At 54.4% G+C, this 26391-nt stretch carries 20 protein-coding genes and 1 other annotated feature; of the genes, 5 read left to right on the forward strand and 15 right to left on the reverse strand.

The genetic code is table 11. From position 1 onward, the window contains the following. Window positions 1-17 precede the first annotated feature (17 nt). From SK3146_RS01720 to SK3146_RS01790, 15 genes are all read right to left on the reverse strand, one after another. Entirely contained in the window at window positions 18-920 is a 903-nt protein-coding gene (locus tag SK3146_RS01720; protein WP_249863433.1) for an aldo/keto reductase, read from the reverse strand. 103 nt (window positions 921-1023) lie between these two features. Beyond that, the gene (locus SK3146_RS01725; RefSeq protein WP_249863434.1) at window positions 1024-3015 is read right to left on the reverse strand and encodes a DUF8034 domain-containing protein; all 1992 of its coding nucleotides are present in this window, start codon (window positions 3013-3015) and stop codon (window positions 1024-1026) included. After that, window positions 3012-4886, reverse strand: a complete 1875-nt coding sequence (locus tag SK3146_RS01730) for a heparinase II/III family protein (protein WP_249863435.1) — start codon at window positions 4884-4886, stop codon at window positions 3012-3014. Before SK3146_RS01730 ends, SK3146_RS01725 begins: the two co-directional genes overlap by 4 nt. Before the next feature lie 72 nt (window positions 4887-4958). Further along, the gene (locus SK3146_RS01735; RefSeq protein ID WP_249863436.1) at window positions 4959-6470 is read right to left on the reverse strand and encodes an ABC transporter substrate-binding protein; all 1512 of its coding nucleotides are present in this window, start codon (window positions 6468-6470) and stop codon (window positions 4959-4961) included. Between the two features lie 50 nt (window positions 6471-6520). Beyond that, window positions 6521-7423, reverse strand: coding sequence for a carbohydrate ABC transporter permease (locus SK3146_RS01740; RefSeq protein ID WP_249863437.1), 903 nt, complete (start codon window positions 7421-7423; stop codon window positions 6521-6523). 15 nt (window positions 7424-7438) lie between these two features. After that, on the reverse strand, window positions 7439-8440 hold the full coding sequence (locus tag SK3146_RS01745; RefSeq protein WP_349655185.1) for an ABC transporter permease: 1002 nt from the start codon (window positions 8438-8440) through the stop codon (window positions 7439-7441). 271 nt (window positions 8441-8711) lie between these two features. Next, on the reverse strand, window positions 8712-11042 hold the full coding sequence (locus tag SK3146_RS01750) for an AraC family transcriptional regulator (RefSeq protein WP_249863438.1): 2331 nt from the start codon (window positions 11040-11042) through the stop codon (window positions 8712-8714). A gap of 146 nt (window positions 11043-11188) precedes the next feature. Further along, complete coding sequence (locus SK3146_RS01755) at window positions 11189-11701, reverse strand: hypothetical protein (protein ID WP_249863439.1); 513 nt, start codon at window positions 11699-11701, stop codon at window positions 11189-11191. A 260-nt stretch (window positions 11702-11961) separates the two neighbouring features. Continuing rightward, window positions 11962-12510, reverse strand: coding sequence for a GNAT family N-acetyltransferase (locus tag SK3146_RS01760; protein ID WP_249863440.1), 549 nt, complete (start codon window positions 12508-12510; stop codon window positions 11962-11964). A gap of 165 nt (window positions 12511-12675) precedes the next feature. Continuing rightward, the gene (locus tag SK3146_RS01765) at window positions 12676-14172 is read right to left on the reverse strand and encodes a copper amine oxidase N-terminal domain-containing protein (protein WP_249863441.1); all 1497 of its coding nucleotides are present in this window, start codon (window positions 14170-14172) and stop codon (window positions 12676-12678) included. An 82-nt stretch (window positions 14173-14254) separates the two neighbouring features. Continuing rightward, window positions 14255-15349: a Ger(x)C family spore germination protein gene (locus tag SK3146_RS01770; RefSeq protein ID WP_249863442.1), complete on the reverse strand. Its 1095-nt coding sequence runs from the start codon at window positions 15347-15349 to the stop codon at window positions 14255-14257. Further along, the gene (locus tag SK3146_RS01775) at window positions 15346-16452 is read right to left on the reverse strand and encodes a GerAB/ArcD/ProY family transporter (protein WP_249863443.1); all 1107 of its coding nucleotides are present in this window, start codon (window positions 16450-16452) and stop codon (window positions 15346-15348) included. Before SK3146_RS01775 ends, SK3146_RS01770 begins: the two co-directional genes overlap by 4 nt. Window positions 16453-16479: 27 nt before the next feature. Continuing rightward, window positions 16480-17871 (reverse strand): spore germination protein, encoded by a 1392-nt coding sequence (locus tag SK3146_RS01780; protein ID WP_249863444.1) that lies wholly within the window; start codon window positions 17869-17871, stop codon window positions 16480-16482. Between the two features lie 124 nt (window positions 17872-17995). After that, window positions 17996-19654 (reverse strand): 2-isopropylmalate synthase, encoded by a 1659-nt coding sequence (gene leuA / locus SK3146_RS01785; RefSeq protein ID WP_249863445.1) that lies wholly within the window; start codon window positions 19652-19654, stop codon window positions 17996-17998. 77 nt (window positions 19655-19731) lie between these two features. After that, window positions 19732-19990: a binding site (T-box leader), on the reverse strand. Between the two features lie 120 nt (window positions 19991-20110). Further along, entirely contained in the window at window positions 20111-20827 is a 717-nt protein-coding gene (locus SK3146_RS01790; protein WP_249863446.1) for a GntR family transcriptional regulator, read from the reverse strand. Window positions 20828-21090: 263 nt separating this feature from the next. On the opposite strand from SK3146_RS01790, the gene SK3146_RS01795 reads away from it, so the two are divergent. From SK3146_RS01795 to SK3146_RS01815, 5 genes are all read left to right on the forward strand, one after another. Then, window positions 21091-22068 (forward strand): SIS domain-containing protein, encoded by a 978-nt coding sequence (locus SK3146_RS01795; RefSeq protein ID WP_249863447.1) that lies wholly within the window; start codon window positions 21091-21093, stop codon window positions 22066-22068. A gap of 181 nt (window positions 22069-22249) precedes the next feature. After that, a complete protein-coding gene (locus tag SK3146_RS01800; RefSeq protein ID WP_249863448.1) occupies window positions 22250-23554 on the forward strand; it encodes an ABC transporter substrate-binding protein in 1305 nt (434 codons plus the stop codon). Between the two features lie 125 nt (window positions 23555-23679). Then, window positions 23680-24546 carry a carbohydrate ABC transporter permease gene (locus SK3146_RS01805; RefSeq protein ID WP_434006881.1) on the forward strand — a complete coding sequence of 289 codons (867 nt, stop codon included), beginning with the start codon at window positions 23680-23682 and terminating at the stop codon, window positions 24544-24546. A gap of 3 nt (window positions 24547-24549) precedes the next feature. Beyond that, window positions 24550-25377: a carbohydrate ABC transporter permease gene (locus SK3146_RS01810; RefSeq protein WP_249863450.1), complete on the forward strand. Its 828-nt coding sequence runs from the start codon at window positions 24550-24552 to the stop codon at window positions 25375-25377. 29 nt (window positions 25378-25406) lie between these two features. Beyond that, the gene (locus SK3146_RS01815) at window positions 25407-26237 is read left to right on the forward strand and encodes a PfkB family carbohydrate kinase (RefSeq protein ID WP_249863451.1); all 831 of its coding nucleotides are present in this window, start codon (window positions 25407-25409) and stop codon (window positions 26235-26237) included. Window positions 26238-26391 lie beyond the last annotated feature (154 nt).

Genomic DNA, 26391 nt, shown 5'->3' on the forward strand with positions numbered 1-26391 from the left:
GGCTTCCCCCTCTTTCCTTAATATAACGGCTTCCCGGCAAACAGCTCCAGCACCCGCAGGAGCTCTGGCTCCTCCAGCCCCTGCCCGTCGCAATAAGCCGCATTTTGCGCGACGATGTCCGGGCTTGCCGCTCCGGTAAGCGTCACGGCGATGTCCGGGCACGTCAAGCTGAAGCGCATGGCCGCTTCTACCAGCCCGTGCGGTCCCGGCTTCCGCAAAAAATCTAGCATGCGCATGCGCCGTCCGGCTTCTTCGAGAAGCTCGGGGTTATTTTGCAGAAACGGAGCCGGCGTATCCGCGAGCACGCCCATATTCAGCGGGCTGCCGTTAATGACCGCTGCGCCGTATTCGCGCGCCAGCGGAAACACATGCTCCCGCGCCGAATGATCGATCAGCGTATAGCGGCAGTACGTCTGCGCCGTATCCAGCAAACCCGTGCGCAAATACTGCGCGAGAATATCCGTATTGCGGCCGTTCGCGCCGATCGCCCGCACCTTGCCGTCGCGCTTCAGCCGCTCGAAGGCAGCCAGCGTTCCCTCTCTCGCTTCCTCGAAGGTCGTCGCTTCCGTCTCGTGCAGCTGTATGAGATCGATCCAGTCCGTTTGCAGCCGCCGGAGGCTCATCTCCACCGACTTGATCGTGTTGTCGTAGGTGTAGGGCTCGCCCCGCATCACGGCTTTGGTCGCAATGACCGCCTGCGGCCGTTTTCCTTGCAGCGCGAGCCCGAGCCGACGCTCGCTTTCGCCGCGCCCATAGAGCGGCGCCGTATCGAAGAAGGTTACGCCGGCATCCAGCGCGGCGTGCACCGTATCGACCGCCTCCTTGTCGCTCGTCGCTCCGAAATCGCCGCCGAGCGGCGCTCCGCCGAGTCCGAGCCGCGATACGCGGATGCCGGTTCGACCCAGTACCGTATATTCCATCAGATTCGCTCCTCTCCGTATAAGGCCAACCTAATTCGCGTTTCACCATTATCTCCGCCGCGCATCGGGACGGCCTGCGACGTATCCCGCGAATTCGTCCGGCTCATTCGCTCCTGCCTCGCAGCACCGGCGCGCGATCCGCCTCCGCCGTCCACGGCGTCGCGTAGGTCGGCGCGTTAACGTAGCGCAACATCGTCAGTTCCAGCCGGACGCCGCTGCCGGGCGCGAGCTTGACCTCGAGCCAGCGGCTGCCGATCGGCACCACAGCGGTCCGCTCTCCCCGTTCGTTATAGCAAACCGCCTGTTCGAAGCGGTGCTCTCCGAAACCGCCGGCCTGCACGATTACCGTGCGCTCCGCAGTCAGGCCGACATTCACCAGCGTCACGGTCGCCCCGTCCTCCGTCAGCGCTTCTACCAGCGCCCCGACCTGTTCAGGCAGACCGGGCCTGCGTCCGTCGGCGTCGAAATACCGCAGCCGCGCATGCTGCAAGCCGCCGTGCGAAATGTGCATCGGCGCCCCCCAGGTCAACTGCACGAGACTCTCGAAGTAAAGCGGGCAATATTCCTGCCAGAAATGAATGCTCGATAAATCGTCCGTATTGTATGCGCCGTAATTCCAGCTGCGCGGATTGCCCGCATCGGATCGCATCTTCTCCAACTGCTGCCGGATCAGCCGATAGCCCGCATGCAGCGCTTGCCCGGGGTAATCCGGCGCCAATCCCTGCATATAACGGAACCATGGGTACGTGTTGCCGATAAAATGCTTCGTTTCCTTCCCCGTCGCCGGATTGCGTCCCGACACGGCCGGGACGTCGACCTCCCGGAAATGCGCGGCCGCTTCGATCCGGTTCGCCCGTTCCCGGTCCTCCTCCGCCATCGATACTGTCCACAAATAGATCGCGTATTTCGGATCGGGCTGCCGGTAATCCGTCCAGCCGGCGTCGAAGTGCCGGTGCGGAACGACCCAGACGCCGTCCTCGCGCTTTCCGAGCGACCAGTTCAGATCGAGCTGGCGGCGCGCCTCCCCGAGGCGCGACATGTCGCCGGTGAGCAGCGCTGCGTTCATGGCCGCGTTCGTCAGCGGCTCAATGACGGTCATAAAGCCGTGCGGCCAGCGCCAGCCGTAATAACCGCCCCACCATTTGCCGTCCATATATTCCCCGATTTCACCGGAAAGGCCGACATTATCGGGCATGATGCCGCCGTTGCGCGCCGCCCGTTCTTCCCACGCCGCATAATAGGTCAGCACCCAGCCGCGGAACCGCTCCTCGCCCGTCATCATAAAGGCGTGCGTCACCAGGGAGGTTGCGTTCAGATTAAGCGGCACGTCGCCCCGGGCCATCCGCTCGTTCATCAGCCGGATGATCTCGCGGTAGACGTTATCGTCCGACCACGGGCATTTGCCGCTCGCGAAATCGACGCCGGGGATGTCCTCGAACGGAGCTAGATAATCGTCCAGCACCCCGCGGTGCGTGCACCAGTCCTCCTCGGTCATCGTAAACCTCGGCCCCTTGCTGCCGGTGATCGGAGAGCGGATCAGCTTCTTCTCCTTATCGTAATTATCCGCTTCCGGATCGTCGCCGGTGTACATCCCGGCAAAGCGGACCGAGCGCTGCACCTGCTTCGGCAAATGCGGATCGGTCAAGCCGAGAAAGTACAAATATAAATAGCCTTCGCCGTGATGCATCCAATCGTAATATCGGTCGAATTCGTTGTAAATTTGGCCGTACTGCGTCCACTGCCAAGTAATGGCATCCCACATGTTCAGCGCCAGCGCGTGAACTTCTTCGCTGCCGCCGAGCGCATAGAGCAGCGCCAAATTCATGAACGCCTCGTACGGATCGTCCGAGCCGTCCATGCCCGGCCAGTTGTCCCGCCATATCAGCGTGCCGTCCGGATACGTATAGCGCCGGACGAATTCGGCCGCCGCATCGTTTAACGTTTCCAGCAGCAGCCTCTGCATCAGCGCCCACTCCGGCGGGCTCCAGCCATCCCGGGCCGCAATCTGCGGCAGAGCGCCGGATGGCGCGCAGCCGGCGGCGGCTCCTGCGTTTACATGCCCTGTTCCTTCCCGGCTTGTCGTCAACTCATTCACCCTCTCCCATTAATTTCAAACCGAACCTCGCACACTGTCCGGACGGACGGTTCGGATGCAGCCAGAACGAGCCGGTACGCCGTGCGCTCCTCGCCCGCTATCGTCCGGTAACGCTCCTCCGTCACCCGGCAGACGAACCGCTCCGCGTCGTAGATCATCGTCACGGGGCCGATGGCCGCGCAGCCCGCCCCCTCCAGCGCCGGAGGCAGGCTGCAGATGAAGGCGGATTCGAAGCTCTCCGCCTTCCCGAAGACGCATTCGTCGCGCACCGTCAAGCTATAGCGCGCTTCCCCTCCCGCCTGCGCCGGACGCTCCCATACGAACTCGCGATGCAGCCGTTCGAGCGCCGCGTCAGGGTACGCCCCGGTCAGATCGAGCCGGTATACGACGCGTTCGTCCGTCCGCTCATAGCCGAGAGGACGGGCGCGATGCGATGCTCCGGCCGTCTGCCCCGCCCCGGCTGCGACCGGCACGGAATGACCGTAGGAACCGGCCGTCAGCTGTTCGTAGCGGTAAGCCGGCTGAAAATACTGCCGCGTATATTCGCCGGCCCCGAGGTCGCACAGAACGCTCCGGCCGCGCACATGAACGATAAAATGGCCCAGGTCGTTATGGTTGTGCGGCTCGTCGTTGCTCCCTCCCTTGGCCGCAAAGGCGACGAGCCCGCCGGCGTCCGCCGATTTGCTGACGACCCAGCCGTGACCGGGAAAATAATAGTCTTCCCGGCGCGGGAGCCCGCCGTACCGGCCGGGAGCCGGCGCTTCCGGCTCCATCCACAGCAGCATGCGGGAAGCCATCATCCAGGAGCGGAACGCGCCTTTGTATACCGGCGCTTGCTCCGGCGATGCGGCCTCGGGAAAGCGGCGGCGCAGCCGGTCGTACAGCCCCGGCTGATAATCGATTTCCGCAGGCGCGTCGGAGAAGTTGATTACCTGGCTGCCGGTCAGCATGCAGCTGCGCGGAAAGCAGGCGATGCGGCGCAGCTTCTCTCCGGCCAGCAGATCGACCTGTCCGGCCGTGCGCGAATACAGCAGCTCGGCAAAATAGACGTAATAGCCGAAGCCGAACTGCCAGTAAGCGGCTCCTTCCGGCGTCGCCCCCTGCTCGTCGAAGCCCTGCAAATGCTGCCGCAGGGCGGCGAGCGTCCGCCAGAGCATCCCGGCGAGCTTCTCCGGGTCGCGGACGAGCCACAGCGCCGAGCCGCCGATGCATGACGCGCACACGGCGGGCCAATTATTCGTCTTAAGCTCCCAATTTTGCGGCGCCGGATCGGCGAAATACACGTTCAGCACGCGCCGCCCGATTTCATCGCGCGCCCGGCGGACGACCCACGGCTCCAGCCTCTCCTCCAGCAAACCGGTAATTTCGGCCAAGGCGAACGCCGTCTCTCCGGCGAACAAGTCCACCGTCTCCCGCGGAGGCTCGGGCCGATCCCAGATACCGCTTGGATAATCGTTATGATACAGCCCTACATGCGCCGGAATCACCCACGTATATTCGTCGCAAATCGCCCAGATGATATCCTGGAGCGGCGCGATCCAGCGTTCGCCCTCCTCGTCCGCAATCGCCAGCATCGCCAAGACGCACAGTCTGCGGCGGCGGTCGAAATAGCTGTCGTCATACCGGGTGCGGTCGCCGGTCCGATGGAACAGCGTAAATGCCGAATACGGCAGGGGCGGCGCCGCAGCGCTCAGGAACGATTCGCCCGCCGTGCGGATGTCGTTCCATACTTGCGCGCAGCGCGGGTCCTGCCTGCTGCGCCGCCAGCTTCGCGGATCGGCGGCCTCCGGGAACAGCGGCGCTCCCTCGTCTTGCGCTCGTTCCAGAGCGGATTTGAGCTGACGCAGCGTCAGCTGCTCGATACCTGTCATTTTGCGTCCTCCCGCAATAAGCGGACGCACGCAGCGGTCGCGCCAGCTGCCGCCCGCTGCGGCGGTCCGGGATTATTTTTTCGTCTTTTTCCATTCGTCCAGCTGCTTCTGCGCCTCGGCGACCACTTTATCCATCCCGGCTTTTTTCAGCTTTTCCTGAAATTCGCCGAGCTTGGACGGATCGACGATCCCGGTGTTAAGGCCCGGCCCGAATTCGTCCACGACCGCATTGATGTTAGCGACCTCGGCGGCTACCGGATCGGCTTTAAATTTGAAGCCCATAATCGGCGAAGGCTTGGCGGATTCGTTTTCCTTCTTCGTCTGCTCGAAAATATCCGGCGCTTTGCCCTCGATGGGAATGCCGTTAAACACGTTGCCGAACACCCAATCGGCCGCCGCATAGCCGGCATCTTTGTTGATTTTGATCGTGCCGTCGGCGTTCTTCGTATAGTGTTTGCCTTCGATGCCGAAGGACAGCAGATTGAACAGCTCTTTGTCCGTATTGACCAAATTAATGAACATCATCGCGCGTTCCGGGTTTTTGGAGGTGCGGCTGATCGCCTGCATCGTCGTAATGATCGTATTCGTTCCCGTATAAACCTCGGTCAGCGGAGCATAGACATGGTCGAGTCCGCCGGACGATACTTTGGCTTCCTGTTCCCCGCCCGGCTTCAGCACGTTATGGTAGCTGACGGCCGTTTTACCGACCTTCGTGTAATCGTTGCCGTTTTTCAGCGTTGCGGCGTCCTCGTTAATGTAGCCTTTGTTGTACCAGGAGCGCATAAGGTCAAGATATGCTTTATATTCAGGCGTATCGTACATGTTTACAATTTTATCCGGGTTGTTCAGATTAATGACGGCAATGCCGTTGATCACATTTTCCAGATTATAGGTGCGCAGCATGTTGCCGAATTTGCCTTTGCGGTCCAGCATAAACGGAATGACGTCTTTTTCGTTCTCCTTGAGCTTGGCGAGCAGCGGCTCGATATCCTCGATCTTCTTCAGCTGCGCCGGATCGAAGTTATACTTGTCGAGATACCGCTTTTGCAGCACGAAGCCCTCTCTGTTCGTCACGGTCTGATAGTTCGGCACGCCGTAAATTTTGCCGTCGATCTTGGTCGCTTCCCAGACAAAGTCCGGCATGCTTTTCTTCACCTCCGGCGCATACCGGTCGATCAGCTCGTCAAGCGCGATGAACGCGCCTTTGCTCTGATTTTGCACATAGTCGAAGTTCCAGTTAGATGTCCACAGAATGTCGAACTCTTCCCCGGAAGCGACGCTCGTGTTCATTTTCTGGTTGTAATCGCCGGACGATACGGCGTTCAGCTTGACGGTGGCGTTAATTTTCGCTTTCGTAATTTGGTTGACCGCATCCTCAATCATCTTCAGATCGGCCGGCACGCCGGCGGTCGCCGGATAATACCAGGACAGCTGCACAGGCTTGAGTCCCCCGCTGCCGTCTTCCCCGGCTTCCTTCGTTCCCGTGTCTCCGCTCCCTCCGCTGCTGCATCCGGCCAGCAGCAGCGAACCTGCGAGCATGGCGGGCAGCGTACGGAGCAGTACGTTTGACGCAAATCGATTCATAAGCAATGACCTCCCTCTACCATATATAATGATGCGGCGGCTGCGACGCCTTAGCTCTTCACCGAGCCGACGGTCAGTCCCGCCACGAAAAACCGCTGAAAAAACGGGAATACGAACATCATCGGTCCTGCGGCAAGCACCGCCATCGCCATCCGGGCCGACAAGCTCGGAAACTGCGACAGATCGATCTGCACATTGACCGTATTCATATTGTTGGTCATAAATTCGATCGTGCTCATGATCCGGTACAGCAGCAGCTGCAGCGGAACGAGCTCCTGGTCGTTGATGAACAGCAGGCCGAGCCACCAGTCGTTCCAGTAAGCGAATGCGATGAACAGCCCGACGGTTGCCAGCGCCGGAGTCGACAGCGGAAGCACGATGCCGAAAAATATGCGCCATTCGCTCGCCCCGTCCACTTTGGCCGATTCGAAAATTTCCCCCGGCAGCTTTTCCAGAAAGCCCTTCATGATCAGCACGTAGAACGGATTGACCAAATACGGCACGATGAGCGCCCAGATCGTATCCTTCAGATGCAAATACTGCGTGACCAAGATGTAAAAGGGCACAAGTCCTCCGCTGAACAGCATCGTGAACAGCACGTACATCGTGGTGATCCGCCGGTATCTGTAATCCCTACGCGATATCGAATAGGCGACCATCGAGGTAAACAGCAGGCTGGCTGCCAGTCCGACGACCGTGACGAAGATCGTGACCCCGTATGCCCTAAGCAGCTGGGCGGGATGCTCCAAGATGAGCGAGTACGCCGTCAAGCTGAATTTCTCGGGGATCAGGCGATATCCGCTCAGCACGAGCGATTTCTCCTCCGAAAGCGAGATGGAGACGACCAGCGCCATCGGTACGATCATCGCAATCGTCAGCACAATAAAGAACAGGTTGATCAGATGCCGGGCTATCGCAGGTTGGCTGCGGGTTCGGGTTGCAGCGGCATTCATTGTTTGGTTCGCCTCCTACCATAACGAGTTTTCCGAATTGATTTTGCGAATACCGTAATTGGCCGCGAGCACCAGCGCCAGCCCGACGACCGATTGGTACAGGCCGATGGCCGAAGACATGCCGATATCGCCTACGACGCGCAGCGAGCGGTACACATACGTATCGATCACGTCCGTCGTCGGATAAAGAAAGCTCGTGTCGTTCGGCACGAAGAAGAACAAGCCGAAGTCCGCGCGGAACATTTGCCCGACGGCGACGATAAACAGAATGACGATAAGCGGCGTCAGCAGCGGAATCGTAATGCTGCGGATCATCTGCAGCCGGGTCGCGCCGTCGATCCGCGCCGCCTCGTAATAGCTGGAATCGATGCCGAGAATGCCCGCGTAATAAATCAGCGCCGAGAAGCCGACCGATTTCCACAGATGAACGAGAATCAGAATGACCGGCCAATATTTCGCTTCCTGATACCACTTCACGGGCGCGGCGCCGAACTGCTGAAGCAGCTGATTCAAGAAACCGCTGGCGTTGTCGAGGAATCCGAGCGTAACGTAGCTGACGACGACCCAGGACAGAAAGTAAGGCAGAAACAGCGCGGTTTGATGCAGCTTCAGCCATCTTTTGCCCAGCTCGTTCATCAGGATGGCCAGCGCGACCGCGATGACCGTCGTCAGCACGATAAAGCTCGCATTGTATAAAATCGTATTGCGCGTAATGCGGAAGGCGTTGTCCGAAGCGAAAAAAAACTTGAAATTGTTCAGCCCGACCCATTCGCTGCCCCATAGCCCTTTGGCATAATTGAATTTCTTAAAAGCGATGATCAGCCCGACGAGCGGCAAATAGGCAAAAATAAATTTGAATAAAAGCGCCGGAACGGTGAGCATGAACAATTCGCCGTTTTTCCGAAACTGCTTCCATTCCGTCCGCAGCTTGAAGGCGATTCCCGCGCCCGCCGCATCCCTCTTCAAGGAGAGGCTGCGCTTTTCGTCCCCGGCTCGGACGCTGCCGTTTGGTTGCATTTCTTCAACACCTCGCTTGGCCTAAAAGTTAAGTGAGGCTGCCTCGCAGCCTATGATTGAATTATGCGGCAGCCGGCCTTCGCCACGATACTGTAACTGTCGCATATTCCTGTTTTTAGGGCTGTATAAAAGATACATTCCTGTTGTTTTCGCATATTTCAAGCGGCAGCGGCCTTGGGCGGCGGCCTTTCTGCACGAAAAAAAGCCTTGGCGATGAACCCCACCGATCCAAGGATACGGGTCAAGTCCAAAGCTTCGGCCTGCTGCATGTTTAACCGGAATCCCCATTCGCTTTTCGCAAACGGTATTCCCCGGGCGTGGCGCCCGTCTTTTTCTTGAAATGCTTAAAGAAATTGCTTTCGTTCGTGAAGCCGACGTTCTTCATAATAGCGGCAATGCTGTCGCTGCCGGCGCTCAGCATCTCCTGCGCCTTCGTCAGCCGCACCTCGTTGATATAATCGGCCACCGACTGCCCTTGGCTGCTGCGAAAAAACCGCCCCAAGTAAGCCGCGGACATCCGCAGCGCCGATGCGACGAACTGCAGGCTCAAGTTTTCGTCCGCATAGTTGTTCTCGACGATCTCCTTCACCGCTTCGATCAAGTACTCGTTTTTACCTTTGGCCGCCTCCTGCATTTGCCCCGCGACTTCGCGGAGCAGATCGTCCATGAGCCGCCGCATATCCGCCAGCGTCTCCTGCTCGAGCATCCGCCGGTTGTACGCGCGCAAGTCGACGGTCAAATTTTTCAGCTTGTTGGAGCTGACATCCCTTACTGTATGCTGCAATATGACCAGCAACTGCAAGATCGCAAAGTCGACGTTAACCGGACTCAGCTGCGCGATATATTGGAAGACCGCGTCCATGCGGGCTTGCATGGCGGCCGCCTCCCCGGAGCGAATCGCATCGACCAGCTTTTTCTCCAGCTCGTACGGGATTTCGTAGGCGTCGCCGCCTTGGCAGGCCGCGATATGTGCCGGCGTAATGACGGACATTTTGCCGTACACCATCCGGTAAAGACTGTAAGCGAGCGCTTGCTCGTAGCTTGGCGCGGCGTGCCGGTAATCGCCGAACGGCTCGCTGAACGCTGCGGTCAGCGATAAGTTGTAATAGCTGTCCATGGTGCTCATCACCAGATGGGTCAACCGGGTCAGCTCCGCATATGTCTGCTCGGTATTCCCCGGCGGCACCATCAGCAGCACGGCGGCATGGTCGTTCTTCATATCCGCCGGGACGTTCGGAAACTGCTCGCCGTACAGCTCCCCCGCTATGTTGGTGACGGCGAAGCGGCACAGCTTCTGCTCGCGCTCGCTGCGCGTCTGCGCGAAGCGCCCGTAATCGTCGAGCTTCAACACCGCGACGATAAACTGTCTGCCCTCGCCGGCGGAAGCTGCGGCGGGCATGCATTCGGCGAACTCCGCTTCCGTCGTGACGGCGCTGTCGGTCATCAGACGGCGCAGCCGGTAGCTCTGCCATATGTGCTGGTTGACGTTCTGGTCGGCCTGCAGCCTGTTCATTTTCTCCACGATCCGGTCGTACACGGCGGACATCAGGCTCAGCTCATCCTTCGGCGGCAGCTCCATCTGCGCTTCAGGCAGCCGCTGAATTTGGCTCATCAGCTTTCCGAACGGCCGGTACAGCCGCACTGTCGCCAAAGAGGATACGACGAAGGCCAGAACGATAAAGATCCCGAGAATGACGACCATCACCGTTAACAGCTGATTGACCTTGCCGAACACCTGGTCATACGGTTGAACGCTGACGACTTTCCAGCCGTTGAATTTGGAGGCCATGTAGGTCACGATTTTCTTGTCTCTGCCCTGTCCGGTCATCAGGTAGCCCGAAGAGGTCGAAGCCGTGCGCAGGGCGCTGTAGATGCCTTCGTCCCGGGCCGCCCCGCTCTCGCCGGGACTGAACACTTTGCCGTCCGCATCCATAATGAACAGGTCGCCGGGCGCATTGTCCCCGAGCTCGTTTAAGGTGCGAATGTTATCGAACAGCCATTTCGCTTTGATCGACATCATCAGCACGCTGCTGCCGGGCACGTAGGCGTCGAGATTTTTGTACATAAAATAAGCGAACAGCTCCTGCTTGCCCGCTTCCGAGAAGCTGGGCGCAATCGGCAGCAGCGTCAGCTTGGCCAGCGTATTCGGCGAGACGATGAACGGCTTGAGCAGATTGCTCGCGCTATCCGGTTCCTTGCAGGAAACCATCGAGCTCAGCGCCGTCGAATAGTAGCAGCCGTTATACCCGTTGTAAATCCAGATCGATTGGATAAACGGATTGGAGCTGACGAAGAGGTCGAGCTTATACAGCTTATTGTACAGATCGAACACTTCAATGTCCTGATTGTTCATCAGCACGGTCATATCGCGGTCGTTGAACGCCGTCATCATCAGACTGCGCACGGTTTCATTCAGATTGTCGATATTATAGTTAATCTGATTGAGCACCTTGCGGCTTGCTTCCTGCTGCATCTCCAGCGCCGTCTTGCGGGAGAATGCGTACAGCACCGACGACAGGATCAGTAAAAAAACGACCAGCACCAGTGCAATCGTGCGCAGAATACGGATGAAATAGGTGCGGGAGCGAAATATACCGGTCATTCGGAACACGCGGAACGGCCTCCTTCCCGTCTATTGGCAAACGCTTACAAACTTAGTATACAAGAGGAGGCCGTCAGCGTAAATATACGATCCGCAGCTTGCGCTTGCAATGCACCACCATCGGCCGGCCCTGGGGAGGATGCGGCTTAGGCGGTTTTGCGGCGTTTCCGCGCCCCTCCGGGTTTGAATACCGAGAGCGCAGTCATCGCGGCTAATGACACAATCTGGATGATAATACCAATCCATAGCTGAACGCTGTTCACGATGTATTGCGAATCGGCCCCTGCGCTCCATCCGTACGCCGACGTCAGTTCGACCGCTTTTAGCGTCCAGAAGTACATCCCGACCGGACCTATCACGATACAGACGGCCGTGAGCGCTTCCTTGGCGATAATCCAATGATATTTGAAAAGCCCCCACTGCGTCATGACCGACAGCATAATGCCGGTTGCCAGCGTCCCGATCGTCGAAGCCCGGACTGACGTTCGGGCTAACAGATGCATCACCGTATAGCATGCGCTGACGATGCCCTCGTCGCTGCTCGTGGCAACGATAACGCTTAGCACGAGAAAAATGACCGCGCCCCCGAACATAATCGCCGAGAACAGCACATGAAGCGTAAGCAGCCATCTTCTCGGAGTTAAACTCAGCTTGAACATAAGCCTATCCCCCTTCTTCTCTATGGATCACATTGATCCGCTCCTCGCCGGCGTCTCCCGCGCGTTCGGTTTTATCATACCCGGAATCTATAAACTGCCTCTAAAGCAAATCTAAAATAAATCTAAAAAAACCGAAATGCTTACAATAAGCATTCGGCTTTTGAAGTTCGTATTCCCATACTTGAAGCTCGCTTCGCGCCTAGTCCGCGAGATCGGAGGCTCGCCCGCCTCCGCCGCACCGCCCGCGCCGGTTCCAAGCGCTATCCTAATATGTTCCGGTCTAACTGTCGTTCGACGATACGCCAGCCTTCCAAGCATTCCGGCTTCGTAATCAGCGGTTCGAATCCGTAATTTAAATATAAATTGATCGCCCGATAACTGGTCGTTTGCGTCGTTAAATAGGCTTTGTCATGGAACCGCGACAAGATTTGAAGCGCGCTGCTAAGGAGCGGTTTGGCGAGTTTTTTTCCCTGATATTCCGGCTTGACGGCCACCCAGTGTATTCGTCCCCACGTATCCTCGCCCCGCAGCGATCCATACCATGCGGTTGTGGTTCCTACCGACTCTCCGCGCTCGTTCACGATAAACAAGCAGCGATCCTCCATGTCCTGTAGATGCGAGCCGAATTCTTTATCGAAATGATTTCGTGCGGCCGCTTTGTCGGCAAATTCGTCCACACTGGCTTCAATCTCAGCCCAAACAGCCTCTTCACCGCGTTTAAACGTGACTATGCGATAATTGGAAGGAATTGTAATATTCGGGATGTGGTTCAGGTCGTTGCGCACCATAGTGAGCGAAACTAGTTTCATCGCCTTCATCTCCTAACGATATTTATTTCACCGCTCTGACCGTCATGCCTTTAAGCAAACGTTTTTACGTCGGCAATCCGAACAGCAGCATCGGGACCATGATGAGATTGAAGCCGTAAGAAGAGCCGCATGAAGCTGCAGGCCCTTCTCCGGTTGGCGTTATCGTTAACGGTTAATTCTGCGCAGACATAAATAGTCGTAGTCGAACACGATTATGTTTTCATCGGCGTCAAAAGCCATGAGCGAGATGTTGTTCAGTGGGCCCACCTGCTCCGCGCTTACGTTATACGTCGGCGTATGCATTCCCGCTGCAGCGTCCGCTGACGGCTGCGGCTGGTTCAATTCACTGCCTGCAATGAAGGTTGACCAATGACCATCGGTGGTCAATTCATAGATGCTGGCGCCTTTGGCTACATAGAACTTGCTTTGGTGGGTGGTTGAACCGCTAACGGCGAACTCTTTATTTTCATACACCTTACTTATGTCGCTGCTCGCCGGGTCGAGCTTGTACAAGGTGCAATTGCCCGTATCGAGCACATAAAGCTTCTGATCGTTCCAGACGGCCTCCAGCTGCTTACCGCTTAATTGCAGCGATTGCTGGGCATTGTTGAAGGATAAGGGCTCAGGCGTTTTCCCCTTTTGCAGCCGGTAGATGGTTTTGGTCATCATCTCGCTGTACAAAAGCGTATCTTGATCCATAAAAATAGCAAAATTAGCTTCGTTCGTCGGAGTCGTCTTATAATTCAATTGGTAACCGATCAAGTCGCTGTTCGGGTAGCGAGTGGAGATTGAAAGCATCGTATCGCTTGCCTCCGCGTTAATCCCGCCTACGGCCAATTTATCTGTCCATTCATTGTAGATCAGCCATCTAGGGTAAAAATTGTTGGATTGCGATTTAAGCTTATTTCCTTTCCAGTCCGTATATTCAAACGAATAGTTATCTTCGGCCGGCTTTTGTGACAGCTGGTTTCCGTTTTGGGTATTAACCTTGATCATATCGACTAATGACTGATTGTACCCGCTGCCAATATTGCGGTCCTCTAGCAGGTAGGCCGAGCCGTTGCGATCCACCGCTAAGGAACTGTAACTATAACGGTTAATACCGGAGCCATTGTTCTCATAGCCGTAAAATTTCATAATCGTATCGACTGCGTAGGAGGTTTTCTTCGATTTTTCCGGTATACCGGCTTCCTTCGTCGTACTAGCGGAAGAAGCCGCTGCCGGACTTCCGGATTGAATGGTAATCAGCTGCGCGTCCGCATCCCATTTTACTTCAGCGTTCATTGTTTCGGAGACGAATCGCAGCGGCACAAACGTGCTTCCATTGATGATGACGGGAGCTTTTTCCAATAACTTGGATTTTCCGTTTACGGTAGCCGTTGTATTATTGATTTGCAGCACAAGTTTCTGGTCGCCTTTGAGCGCGGTAATTTGGCTTGCCGCCGCATCCCAATCAATCGTCGTCATCCCCAATTTTTCCATAAGAATCCTGAAAGGAACCAAGGTCGTTCCATCCTCGATACGCGGAGGGTCCGCGAATGGAAGCGGCTCCCCGTTAAAATATACCCGGATTTGTGATTCCTCGGCCTTAGCCGCCTGCGCTCCCAAACTAAGACTGATGGAAGCCGCCGCCGTAATAAGGCATAAACGCTTCAAGAACATATTGCAACCCCTTTGAATGTATTTTATTGCCAGCCCATTGTAACATGAGCCGCATCGGGGTTAAACATGTTTTTTCAATCGGTCACCGCTCCAAAAATTGAAGCCCCGTATTTCTCATATCGATATGGAATTCGACGTTGATCCTGGCCTTCTTAAACATCTCCGGCCACTTGGCATACTGCGAAGGCTGCAGACGGCTCCGAAAATGATTGCCGAAGCCGAAAACATCGGCCCCTTGCTTCTGGGTCTTCTCGAACATGGACCGGGAAAGCTCCGTCAACTCGGCTTTCAGATCTTCAACAATTTGCGGTATTTTCTGATGAAGCGATTGTGAGCTGTCGATTAAGGTCGTAATCAGCGAGCAATCGATAGAAATGACCGGCGTATCTCCCTCAAACGAGGTGGCGATACGGTTATGGTTGTGCACGATGCGAACATCCGACCGGTTCATCAGCGCCATCTCTGCATCGTGAAATCGATGAGTAAAAATTTCATACATAAGCGACTCGCTCTTGTTTAATTCCCCGACAATTTTTCCGTTGATAAGAATCGCATTGCCGGCAAAGATAAACGAATTCAGGGTCCCTTCGCTTAACAGCGGGATCAGATTGGCATGAAGCGGATTATAGAGCTTGGCGTAGACTTCCCATAGCATCGTTTTGTTTTTCCTTGGGGTACCGCCGGAATAAGGTTCAAAAAACAGCTTGGTGTAAATGCCCGAAAGCTCTCCTGTAGGATTGGGACTGGTGAAAATCCGCTCCATATTGCCCCGTACGACCGCTACGATGGCGTCTAAAGGAACGGATCGCTCTCTGACGGCGAATTCCAGATAAGGATTAATTCCCGACTTGGCCATTTTTTCATCGAGCAGAATAGCGCGGGCGGTAGAGGATTCGAGCGCCTTGGGCAGCTTATATTTCGCTTTATTCATCGCATCGGGGACCGTCAAGCCGTCCTGACTTACGGTAAAAAAATCTTTCCCCGCTTCGCCCAAGGTCGCTTTGGGCAGCGGAAACCGCAGCCAGAGGCGAAGCGAGGTGTCCTTAGGCTGTTCCAGGCCAATGGCTCCGACCATCAGCCGGTTGTCGATGTCCTTGGAGTCCCAGCAGCCTGACAAGATCAGCGCGATCAGTCCGCATGCCGCGGACGCCTTCCAATGATGCCGTTTCCCGCTCATGCCGCACTCCCCTTTGCATTCCGCCTTCGTGCCAAGAAGAAGATGCCCAGAGCGAGTAACGGAAAGGCGAACATGACATAAAACCGCAAGCCCACAGTCACGAAAATGAGATGCTCCAGCTGTCTCCAGGAAGATAAAACGGTAGCCGCCGCATAAACGATAATGAAAATAAAAGCATAGATCCAACGGGCGTTGGCGCGCGGGAACAGCAATTGGAACGTCTCTCCCAAAGCATGCATCTTCAAGGCCATAATGAACAAAGCATAAAACATGGTGGCCGAGACAAAGATAGCGGTCAAATTCTCGAACAAAATCCAGTAGTGATAGATCGAATCCATCTTGGATACGAAAGGAAGCGTCAAATTACGGCTTAAATCTCTGCCGAAGGTCATCACAGGCAAATAAATATAACTTGCGATCAAGGGAATCGCACACAGCAAAGCAAGCGTATAGCTTCTCCAGGCGCGGCGGGCCGATTCCCGCGTATAAGGACCGATGAACGATGTAATCGCAAAGCCCATCCACATAAACGACCCTGCATAAAATTGCTTGTCCAGAAAAAAGTCCCCGTCCGACTTCAGCCATGGCGACCCTAACGTCCAGTTCACATCGCTGAGTCCGATAACCATCAGCGTAACGGTGAGCAAATGAGCCAGCAGGAAGAACACTCTTGCCGCGCGTATAATTGGCGCCATCCCTGCCAAGGCCAGAGCGGCCGGAGCGATCAGCATGCCGTTCAGAAAGGATATCGGCGTTGTGGGAAGCATCGTCATTGTAACGATCTCGGAATAGGCTCGCAGCGTAATAACGAGAACTCCCACGAGAAACAGCATAACCGGCAAGCAGAGGATCGTTGCGCCGATACGGCCGATCGAAGCTTTTATCTCGGCGAGCAGCTTGTTGCCTTCCAGCCGCGCCAGCATTTTGCTGTACAGCCATGAGCTCAGCATGGCGCCCGTCATCCATACCGCTAACGGTATCCAGTAAGCGCCGGCGGTACTGCGAATCAAAAAGCTCGGATAAATGAAGCCGGCCGCTGCGCCTGAATAGAGCATTTGAATGGCAAGCATTTCATAGCTGGTAACGGCCGATGAGCTTTTCATGATAACGCTCCCTTTGCTGTTTTCTATTCACCTGTCTCCGTCGGATTCTCCACTCCGCTTCGTCGGAGACCACAGAGATGTCAGGTACGGAACTCCGAACGTTTCCAGGCAGCTGAGATAAATAATGAGGCAAGATAAACAGAATACGATACCCAAAACCCCGGCCACTGCCGCGCCGGCCATAATAAAATATTTCAAAATTCGCTGGATCAAGCCCATTTGATAATCAATAACGAGAAAATTGGTGATGGCCGTGGCCGCCACGACGATAACGAGCAAATTACTCACGATATGAGCCTGGATAATCGCTTGGCCCAGAACGACGCCGCCGACCATCGTCACGGTTGAGCTTATCGTCTTGGGCAGCCGGATGCCTGCTTCGATAATAAAATCCATCATGATCAGCATCAGCAGCGTTTCCACAAATACGGGATACGGAACGCCTTCCCGACTCGCCGCCGCCGCAAGGCTGATTTCCATCCGATTGACATCTACATTGACAGAGGTAAGCGCGACATACATGCCCGGCAGAAACAAGTTGATGAACATCGCCAAAAAACGGAGAACAAGGAGGAAGTACGCGACGTACGGATTCACATATTGATCCTCCGGCGAATGCCAAAAATCCGTGTAAACCGACGGTAAAATCAGAGCAAACGGAGAGCCGTCCACCATCACCGCCGCCTTCCCCGACAGCAGATTGGACGCAACGCGATCGGGCCGTTCGGTAGATACGGCCATGGGAAACAGTGGCATCCTCCACTTGCCTTTGAACAACAATCGCTGCAGTTGGCCCGTATCCAGCAAACTGTCGGTCTTCAGCCCTTTCAGCTCTTCCTTCAGCTGCGACAGCAGACGGACATCGACGGACCCGGAATAAGAAAATATGGCGACACGGGTTAAGCTTTCTTCGCCGATCATCGTTTCCCATAGCTTTAATTGCGAAGAGCGGATCTGCTGCCGTATCAGCGCCGTATTGACATCGAGGCTTTCATTGAAGGCATTCATCGGGCCTTGAAGCACGTTTTCCGTTACTGGCGATCCGACAGCCCGATTTTGACTTTCCGACAAATTCAGTATAAGTCCGGAAGAAGAGCTTCCTTTGCACACAATGGCCGATCCGGCGCATATAGCTTGCTGACAGCGGGTGAAGGTCCCTTCGGCCAAATGGGTGCCGATGAACCGGTCAAGCCGTGCCGATACGTCTGCCTGCCCGTCCATGCTGAGCAAATATTCCAGTTTCTGTGAAGAGCATAGCGACTTGAGGAAGCATAGATACACCTCTTGAGTATCATCCGATCCGATCTGTGCCGCCGCATAATCAGCCGCCCCCTCGAACGCTTCGTTGAGCAGATCCAATAAAGGCGGACTGTCGGCTTGGTCCGGCAAACTGTAGACTGAGGTAAAAGTTTCGGACATGTCGCCCTCCTGTGGCTACCGATGTCAGGCATGATAGGTTATTTTGCACATTTTTAACAATATTATGTATAATTTGGACAAAAAAAGAGCGCCCTATCACAAGGATAAGGTGCTCCATTAACGATTAACGGCTCATATTGTTCAAGGCGCTGAACAGAGCTTTGACGGAAGAAGTCATAATATCGACGTCCATCCCGCAGCCCCAATGCACGCTGCCGTCCGCCGCCGTAATTCCGATATAAGAAACGGCTTGCGATTTCGATCCAGCTTCCAATGCATGCTCCGTATAGGTCAGGTCTCTGTACTCGATGCCGAGATAGGTTTGCACCGCGTTGCTGATCGCATCCAGTCTGCCGTTCCCGGTGCCGGTAATTTCCTTTACATCGCCGCCGCTGCGAATGGTGACGACGGTTTGAAAATCCGCATCGTCGACGGCGCGGTATTTGACAAATTCGACCGGCGCTTTGATGTTCACGTAGGCTTTCAAGAAAATGTCGTGGATTTCATCGGGCGACAGCTCTTTTTGCTGATGGTCCGAGACGTTTTTCACACAGTAGCCGAAGTGCTCGCGCATTTTGGCCGGAAGATCGAGACCGTACTTTTGCTGCAAAATATATCCGATCCCGCCTTTGCCCGATTGGCTGTTAATCCGGATAATATCCCCTTCATACTCGCGGCCGATATCCTTCGGATCAATCGGCAAATAAGGAACCGTCCAGTAGCGGCATTCCTTCTCCTCGCGCCATTTCAATCCTTTGGCGATCGCATCCTGATGCGAACCGGAGAAGGCGGTAAATACGAGCTCGCCGCCGTAAGGATGCCGCTCGCCGACTCTCATCTTGGTCAGCCGCTCATACACGGACAGGATCGCCGGGAGATTCTCGAAGTTCAGCTTCGGGTCCACCCCGTGGGAATACATGTTCAAGGCCAGCGTGACGATATCTACGTTCCCCGTCCGCTCTCCGTTGCCGAACAGCGTGCCTTCCACTCTCTGGGCTCCGGCCAGCATGCCGAGCTCCGCGTCCGCTACTCCCGTGCCTCTGTCGTTATGCGGGTGAAGCGACAAAATGACATGCTCCCGGTAATTCATATGCTCGCTCATATATTCGATCTGACTGGCGTACACATGCGGCATCGACATGGACACCGTAGCCGGCAGATTGATAATGACGGGGTTCTCCGCCGTCGGCTGCCATACGTCGAGCACGCGGTTGCAAATTTCCAGCGCGAACTCGATTTCCGTGCCCGTAAAGCTTTCCGGCGAATATTGGAACTGGAAGTTGCCTTCCGTTTCCTCGGCGCATTGCTTCAGCAGCTTGGCTCCGGTCAACGCGATGTCGATAATTTCTTCCTTCGATTTGCGGAACACCTGCTCCCGCTGCGCGATGGAGGTCGAATTGTACAAGTGGACGACGGCTTTTTTCGCGCCTTCCAGCGATTCGAACGTTTTGCGGATAATGTGCTCTCTCGATTGAGTCAGCACCTGGATCGTGACGTCGTCCGGGATCAAATTTTGTTCGATCAGCGTGCGCAGGAAGGTAAATTCCGTTTCCGACGCCGCGGGAAAGCCGACTTCGATTTCCTTGAATCCGATGTCCACGAGCATTTGGAAATATTCCAGCTTCTCCTCCAGATTCATCGGTACGATCAAGGCCTGATTGCCGTCGCGAAGGTCGACGCTGCACCAAGTAGGCGCTTCTGTAATATATTCCTTGCGGGTCCAGTTTAAGCTCGTCTTCGGAGGCATGAAATAGCCTCTGGCGTATTTTTCGTAATTTTTCATCTGATGATCATCCTTTTCATTGTTATGTGTTGCACTTGGTTGCGCTGTTTCGGAATGCAAAAAAGCCTTTCATCTCCAGAAGAGACGAAAGACTTTGACATCTTACGTGGTACCACTCTAATTCACACCTTGTCGGCATGCACTCAAACGGATACAAGCCTGCATAGCAACGGCTATATCCTCCTGCGTGATAACGGTTAGGCTCCGGCTCAGCCTACTTGCTTTCGGTGAGCTACTCCAAGGCGAGTTCGGATTTTCCTTCGCGTCTGTTTCGCACCACCCAACAGCTCTCTGATCGGATTGGAAAATCGTACTATTCCTTTTCAATGTATTTATGATTTATACAGTATTTTATCGGACATGAGCGATATTATCAAGTGCATACTGAAAATTTTTCGTTAAGCCGCTTACATTGCTCCCAAACCGGGCTTCTCCAGCTCCCGTTTCATCAATAGCTCAAATGTAAAATTTGATTTTATCGCCGACGATATATTGATCCCCGTAATGAACGACTTTCATGTCGGGCGAGTATACCGCTCCCTGAATCATCAAGAGCGGATAACCTTTCTTGACCTGCAAATGTTTCGCCTGGAAGGCGTCGGCGAAAACAATTTGAATCGATTTGCGGTTCCGCGTCAGCACCACGTTGAATTGATCCCGCAGCGTTGCGTACAGCGACTTGTTCGCAAGCTCTTCGTCAAGCAGCGATATATACTCGGGAGGAAGAACCGTGTAGTCCAGCATGACGGGAACGCCGTCAGCCATCATGACCCGTTTGATCGATGCTACAACCGTATTCGCCGGCACCCCCATCGCCGCAGCGAGCGTCTGATTGGCGTTCATGCGTTTTTGCTCGATGACCTCGGAAGTGGCGGTAAGACCGTTCAGCCTGCATATTTCCGAAAAGCCTAATGCAGGGCCGAGCTCTCTCTCGATTTTATTGGAATGAATGAAGGTTCCCTTCCCCTGTTTCCGGGTAAGCAGCCCCTCCTCTATAAGCTCGTTAATCGCGGACCGGACCGTTCTCCGGCTGATGGAATACATTTCGCACAGTTCCAGTTCCGTAGGAAGCTTTTGTCCGGGCTTAAGCTTGCCCGCGGCGATTTCATCCTTGATGATTTGCATTAACTGGACATACATGGGCACCACATTGTCCTGCTCCAATTTGTACATATATGACCCCTTCTCGGACATTGAGATAATGACAACTTTAGAAATATTATAAACCATTTATCAAGCGGATTGTAATAGCCCTAAGGTCGAAGGCTCTTTCCGGCGGTTCTCGTAAACTGCGGAATCGGCAGCGCCGGGGCGTTTCTTTTTTTCGTTGAATTCGCGTTAAATCTATAGTATCATAACAATACATCACGTTACAATACGGTACAATATGATACATAACGTGATGATTATACATTTTAAAGGAGGCTTTTCTTTTCATGAATCAAGAGCATGCGCATCAACTCCAGGTAGGTATTGAAGCGGTCAAATCCCGTGAAATCAGCAACTTCTACTTTGTGGCCTGCGGCGGCTCGATGGCTACCCTCACACCGGCTCAATACATTCTTGACAGGGAAATCGAGATTCCTTCGGCAGTGTATTCATCGAACGAATTTATACTCCGGGCTCCGAAAGCGCTTGGCCCCACATCCGTCGTCATCTCCTGCTCTCATTCCGGCACGACTCCCGAAACCGTCCAAGCGACCGAATTCGCCCGCTCGAAAGGCGCTTTGACGATCAGCCTGACCCATCTTGCCGACTCCCCGCTTTGGAACGCCGCCGAATACAAGCTGCACTATGACTGGGGAACCGACGCGCGTGCGGAAGATAACAATTACGGCATCTTGTATCGGCTGATCTTCGGCATCCTCGACGCGCTGCAGCCGCATGAAAAATATGCGCGCGCCATAGCGTCCGTCGAGACGGGGCTCCATGATGCGTTCGAACGAAACAAGGCGATGACGCTTGAAGCCGCCAAAGCCTTCGGCAGCCAATTCAAGCGGGAGCCGCTCATCTACACGATGGCCAGCGGCATCAACTACTCCCACGCTTACTCCTTCGCCATTTGTCTGCTGCAGGAAATGCAATGGATTCATTCCAGCGCGATTCACGCCGGCGAATATTTCCACGGGCCGTTCGAGATTACCGATTACGATGTGCCCTTCATCATCATCAAAGGGATCGGCGAGACGCGCTCGATGGACGACCGCGCACATGACTTCTGCCGTAAATACTCCGACAAGATCGTGCTCATCGATGCGGAAACGTTCGATATGGAGGGCATTTCGGCCGATGTGCGCAATTATTTCGCCAATTTGATCGCAGGTGTCGTGCTCAGACAGTATGCTCAGTATCTTTCCGAATTCAGAGGCCATCCTCTTTCCGTTCGCCGTTATATGTGGAAAATGGAGTATTGATTGCCGTTTTTGAAAATGAGATGAAATGACCTCATAGTCAACCGTTTTGGTTATGGCGCTTCGCTTCCTGGTTCATCCGGTTCAGACCATGCCGCCATAACTGAAACGACGGCGCCCGCAGGAACCATGGATTGCGATTGATTTGGCAAACGACATTAATGATAAACGGGGGAAACAACCGATGAAACGAACTATAGCTGCGATTTTCGTAAGCGTTATCATATTGCTGGCGGCAGCTTGCAATAGCTCGACTAGCGGCGGCAGCCCGGATGCGCAAGCGAACGACAAGCAGGCGGACACGGTTACGCTCAAATTTTTCCATCGCTGGCCCAGCGAGCCGAGAAATTCGTACTTCAACTCCATCGTCAAGGAATTTGAAAACCAGAACCCCGGCGTGAAGATCGAGATGGAAGCGGTATTGAACGACAGCTACAAAGAAAAGATCAAGGTTCTCGTTTCTTCCAATAACATTCCCGACGTCTTCACCTCCTGGTCCGACACCTTCGCGGAAAACCTCGTATCCTCGGGAAAAGTGAAGGATGTATCATCCATGTACAGCTCCGATCCGAACTGGGCCAATGACATCATTCCATCGCAAATCAAACCGTTCACGTTCAACGGCAAAACTTACGGCGTCCCCTTCACTATGGACGGAAAGGCGTTCTTCTACAACAAGAAAGCGTTTGACAAAGCGGGCCTTCAGAAGCCTAAAACTTGGGAGGAATTGATCGCTGCGCTCGACAAGCTGAAAAGCTCCGGCTACGATACGCCGCTCATCGAAGGGCTGCAAAATACATGGACCATCTCCCACTATCTCGGTACTATGACTCAACGGATGATCAGTCCCGATGTTATCGCGAAGGATTATCAAGCGCAAACCGGCCAATTCACCGATCCGGGATACGTTAAAGTGCTTGAATATTGGGATAAGCTAGTATCTTATATGGGGCCCAATGCGACTTCTATCGATCATGAAGCGGCCCGTAACCTGTTTATTGCGGAGAAGGTGCCGGTCATGTATATGCAATTTGCCGAGCTCGGCTATTTGACGAAAAACGCCGATCTGCAGTTCGATTTCTTCAACTTCCCCGCGTTCGCCGAAGGCAAAGGCAATCCGGCCGCATTAACCGGCGCTCCGGAAGGATTTATGATCAGCAATGTCGGCAAACATCAGGAGCTTGCCGAAAAGTTCGTGAAGTTTATCGTATCACCGGACAATGCGGCGAAATTCCAGAAAGATGCGGGAGCGATGACGGTCGTTAAGGGCTCCGCTACCGCCGACAACTCGCCGAAGGGAACTTTGCAGGCGATCGACGTCATCCTGAACGCCACCGAGACGAGCCCTTGGCAGGACAATGCCTTAAACATTACGGTGGCGGACGCGTTTATGAAAGGCGGACAATCGATGGCAGCCAAGTCGAAAACGCCGCAGCAAGTGATGGACGATGTGCAAAAAGCGGCTAAAGCGCTCCATAACGCCAAGTAGCTCACAAGAGACGGGGGATTTTACGCGCTTGCCCTGAAGACATTGAAGGGCGTCTGATCCCCCCATTTTTTTGAAAAGATCAGTCTTGAAAGATCGGAGGAGGCTTAGTGAAACTGAACAAGCGGATGGCTCCTTTTCTGTTTATTCTCCCTTGCGTGCTTATGCTGGCGGCGTTCGTTTATATGCCGCTCATTCAAAATTTTGCGTACAGCTTTCAGGATTTCTCCATTCTTTCCGGAAAAAGAAGCTTTGCCGGATTGGACAACTACAAGACGCTTCTGTCCGACTCCGTCATGGTCACCGCCTTGATCAACAATGCGAAATACGCGATCATCTCCGTCATTTTCCAGGTGGGCCTCGGATTGATCCTCGCCGCGCTGCTGGAGGACGAAGCGCTCCGCAAAATATCTCCGTTTTTACGGACCGTTTATTTTGTCCCGGTCGTCATTTCGATCACGGTGGTCTGCCTGCTGTTCACGTTTATTTACCATCCGACCGACGGCCTGCTCAATCTGTTTCTGAAGGCGATCGGACTCGAAAGCTGGGCGAAGCCTTGGCTGGGAACAGGCTCCACGGCGATTTACGCCGTCATTGCGGTATCGCAATGGCATAGTATCGGCTACTGCATGATGCTGTTCATCGTCGCCATTCAGAAAATACCCGCGGATTTGTACGAGGCCGCCAAAATCGACGGCGCGGGAAAAATCCGCAGCTTCTGCAACGTTACCTTACCACAAGTAAAGGAGATGTTATTTGTCACCTCGGTCATCACGGTCACCGGCGCGTTCATGGTGTTTAACGAACCGTTTATTATTACCAAAGGCGGAGGGCCCGGAACAAGCTCGATCACAATTGCCGTGCATATGTACCAATCCGGATTTTTCAAGGACAATATGGGATATGCCTCCACCATTGCAATGGTCATGTTTCTGATAACTGCTGTTCTGGCGCTCGTACAGACTGTGCTCTTTAGAACAGGCAAGGGGGACTAATCCGTGGTTACGAAATTCGTTATCGGCAGAAGTATTGTCACATTATTGCTTTTTGCAGGAGTTGTCCTTATCTTCTATCCGTTGTTCTGGATGGTCGTCTCGTCGTTCAAAAGCTACGATGAAATTTTCGGATCGGTTTGGGGGCTGCCCAGCAAATGGCTGTTCTCCAATTACGTGACCGCCTGGAACAAAGGCGTGGCCGGCTATTTTCTGAACAGCGTGATCGTAACGGCGAGCACGGTCGCCGGCGTGGTTCTGATCGCATCGCTATGCGCTTTCGGCTTAAGCAGGTATTCGTTCAAGCTGGATAAAGCGGCGCTGCTGTTTATCATGGGCGGGATGATGCTGAATCCGCAAGTTTGTCTGATACCGCTCTACGTTTTACTGCAGCAAACGCATCTGCATAATACGTATTTGGCGCTGATTCTCACTTATATCGCGTTCAGGCTGCCGCTGATCGTGCTGCTCATCCGTTCGTACTTTCTCGGGGTGTCCAAAGAAATCGAAGAATCGGCGAAGATGGACGGCTGCTCGGCGCTGCAAATTTACTGGCGCATCTTCATGCCCATGTCGATCCCAATTCTATTGACCTCCACCATATTGATTGCCTATTATGCGTGGAATGAATTTTTATTCGCGATCATCTTCATCGATTCCGACAAATACAAGACGATTCCGGCAGGGCTGATGAGCTTCAAGGACGCATTATCGACCGACTGGGGCGTGCTCCTGGCAGGCTTGGTCATCTCGGCGCTGCCGCTGATCATATTATTTATTTTTATGCAAAAGTATTTCATTAGAGGAATTGCCGCAGGTTCGGTGAAAGGATAAATGAGCTTGACTATGGGAGGAGAATCGGTATGAAAATGATCGCGATTGGAGATAACGTCGTCGATTGCTATCTGGATCAGCAGCTGTATTATCCGGGGGGAAATGCAGTCAACGTGGCGGTCCATTGCAAACGCAACGGCTTTGAGGAGTGCGCATACATCGGCATATTCGGAAACGATAAAAAAGCGGACCATATTCGACGAACGCTTGAGCTTGAGCAAGTGACCTATGAGCTTTCCAGGCAAGTATTCGCCCGCAGCGGCGCGCCCGGCGTTCAGCTCGTCGAAGGCAACCGCGTCTTTGTAGCCGGTCCGAAAGACACGGCGCAGCATATCGTCCGGTTAAGGCTGATGCCGTATGATCTGGAATATATCGCCACCTTCGATGTATGCCATACGAGCTGCTACTCGAACATCGAAGGGGAGCTTGGCTCGATCAGCAAGCATTGCGACATCTCCTTCGACTTTTCGACGAATTACAGCACGGAGTATTTGCAGGCGGTATGCCCTCATATCCGATACGCTTTCTTCTCCGGCGCCGAGCTTCCGGAGGAGCGGCTTGATCTGCTGATTGAAACATGCCATTCCTCGGGCACCGCAATCGTCGGCATTACGCTGGGCGAGCGCGGCGCCTTGTTCTCGAGGAACGGCGAACGCTATGTTCAGGCCGTCAAGCCGACGACGGTTGTCGATACGATGGGTGCGGGCGACAGCTTTATCGCCGGATTTCTCACCTCGTTCATCAAGCACGGCGATATGGAGCAAGCGCTCGATTATGCGGCCGATCGCGCGGCGGTAACATGCACCTTTTACGGCGCTTACGGCTACCCCCATCCTTTCGAAACGGAAGAAGCGTGGTGAACAAGTCCGCTTCGGCGCCCATTAGCATAACGAGCAACATAAGCGTTCCAAGACATCTTTCCATTTCAACATCGTTTTGACAGCCTCCACATCATGAGTCATTATGATAACACTGCATTCACGCTTGCCTCTATCTGTCCTAATCGCACACGGC

This window comes from Paenibacillus konkukensis (assembly GCF_023523925.1).
Taxonomy (GTDB): Bacteria; Bacillota; Bacilli; order Paenibacillales; family NBRC-103111; genus Paenibacillus_S; species Paenibacillus_S doosanensis.

Coding starts and splice junctions, on each gene's coding strand:
- SK3146_RS01720 (WP_249863433.1), bottom strand. CDS start 920: ATGGAATATACGGTACTGGGTCGAACCGGCATCCGCGTATCGCGGCTC.
- SK3146_RS01730 (WP_249863435.1), bottom strand. CDS start 4,886: ATGACAGGTATCGAGCAGCTGACGCTGCGTCAGCTCAAATCCGCTCTG.
- SK3146_RS01735 (WP_249863436.1), bottom strand. CDS start 6,470: ATGAATCGATTTGCGTCAAACGTACTGCTCCGTACGCTGCCCGCCATG.
- SK3146_RS01740 (WP_249863437.1), bottom strand. CDS start 7,423: ATGAATGCCGCTGCAACCCGAACCCGCAGCCAACCTGCGATAGCCCGG.
- SK3146_RS01745 (WP_349655185.1), bottom strand. CDS start 8,440: ATGCAACCAAACGGCAGCGTCCGAGCCGGGGACGAAAAGCGCAGCCTC.
- SK3146_RS01750 (WP_249863438.1), bottom strand. CDS start 11,042: ATGACCGGTATATTTCGCTCCCGCACCTATTTCATCCGTATTCTGCGC.
- SK3146_RS01755 (WP_249863439.1), bottom strand. CDS start 11,701: ATGTTCAAGCTGAGTTTAACTCCGAGAAGATGGCTGCTTACGCTTCAT.
- SK3146_RS01760 (WP_249863440.1), bottom strand. CDS start 12,510: ATGAAACTAGTTTCGCTCACTATGGTGCGCAACGACCTGAACCACATC.
- SK3146_RS01765 (WP_249863441.1), bottom strand. CDS start 14,172: ATGTTCTTGAAGCGTTTATGCCTTATTACGGCGGCGGCTTCCATCAGT.
- SK3146_RS01770 (WP_249863442.1), bottom strand. CDS start 15,349: ATGAGCGGGAAACGGCATCATTGGAAGGCGTCCGCGGCATGCGGACTG.
- SK3146_RS01775 (WP_249863443.1), bottom strand. CDS start 16,452: ATGAAAAGCTCATCGGCCGTTACCAGCTATGAAATGCTTGCCATTCAA.
- SK3146_RS01780 (WP_249863444.1), bottom strand. CDS start 17,871: ATGTCCGAAACTTTTACCTCAGTCTACAGTTTGCCGGACCAAGCCGAC.
- leuA (WP_249863445.1), bottom strand. CDS start 19,654: ATGAAAAATTACGAAAAATACGCCAGAGGCTATTTCATGCCTCCGAAG.
- SK3146_RS01790 (WP_249863446.1), bottom strand. CDS start 20,827: ATGTACAAATTGGAGCAGGACAATGTGGTGCCCATGTATGTCCAGTTA.
- SK3146_RS01795 (WP_249863447.1), top strand. CDS start 21,091: ATGAATCAAGAGCATGCGCATCAACTCCAGGTAGGTATTGAAGCGGTC.
- SK3146_RS01800 (WP_249863448.1), top strand. CDS start 22,250: ATGAAACGAACTATAGCTGCGATTTTCGTAAGCGTTATCATATTGCTG.
- SK3146_RS01805 (WP_434006881.1), top strand. CDS start 23,680: ATGGCTCCTTTTCTGTTTATTCTCCCTTGCGTGCTTATGCTGGCGGCG.
- SK3146_RS01815 (WP_249863451.1), top strand. CDS start 25,407: ATGAAAATGATCGCGATTGGAGATAACGTCGTCGATTGCTATCTGGAT.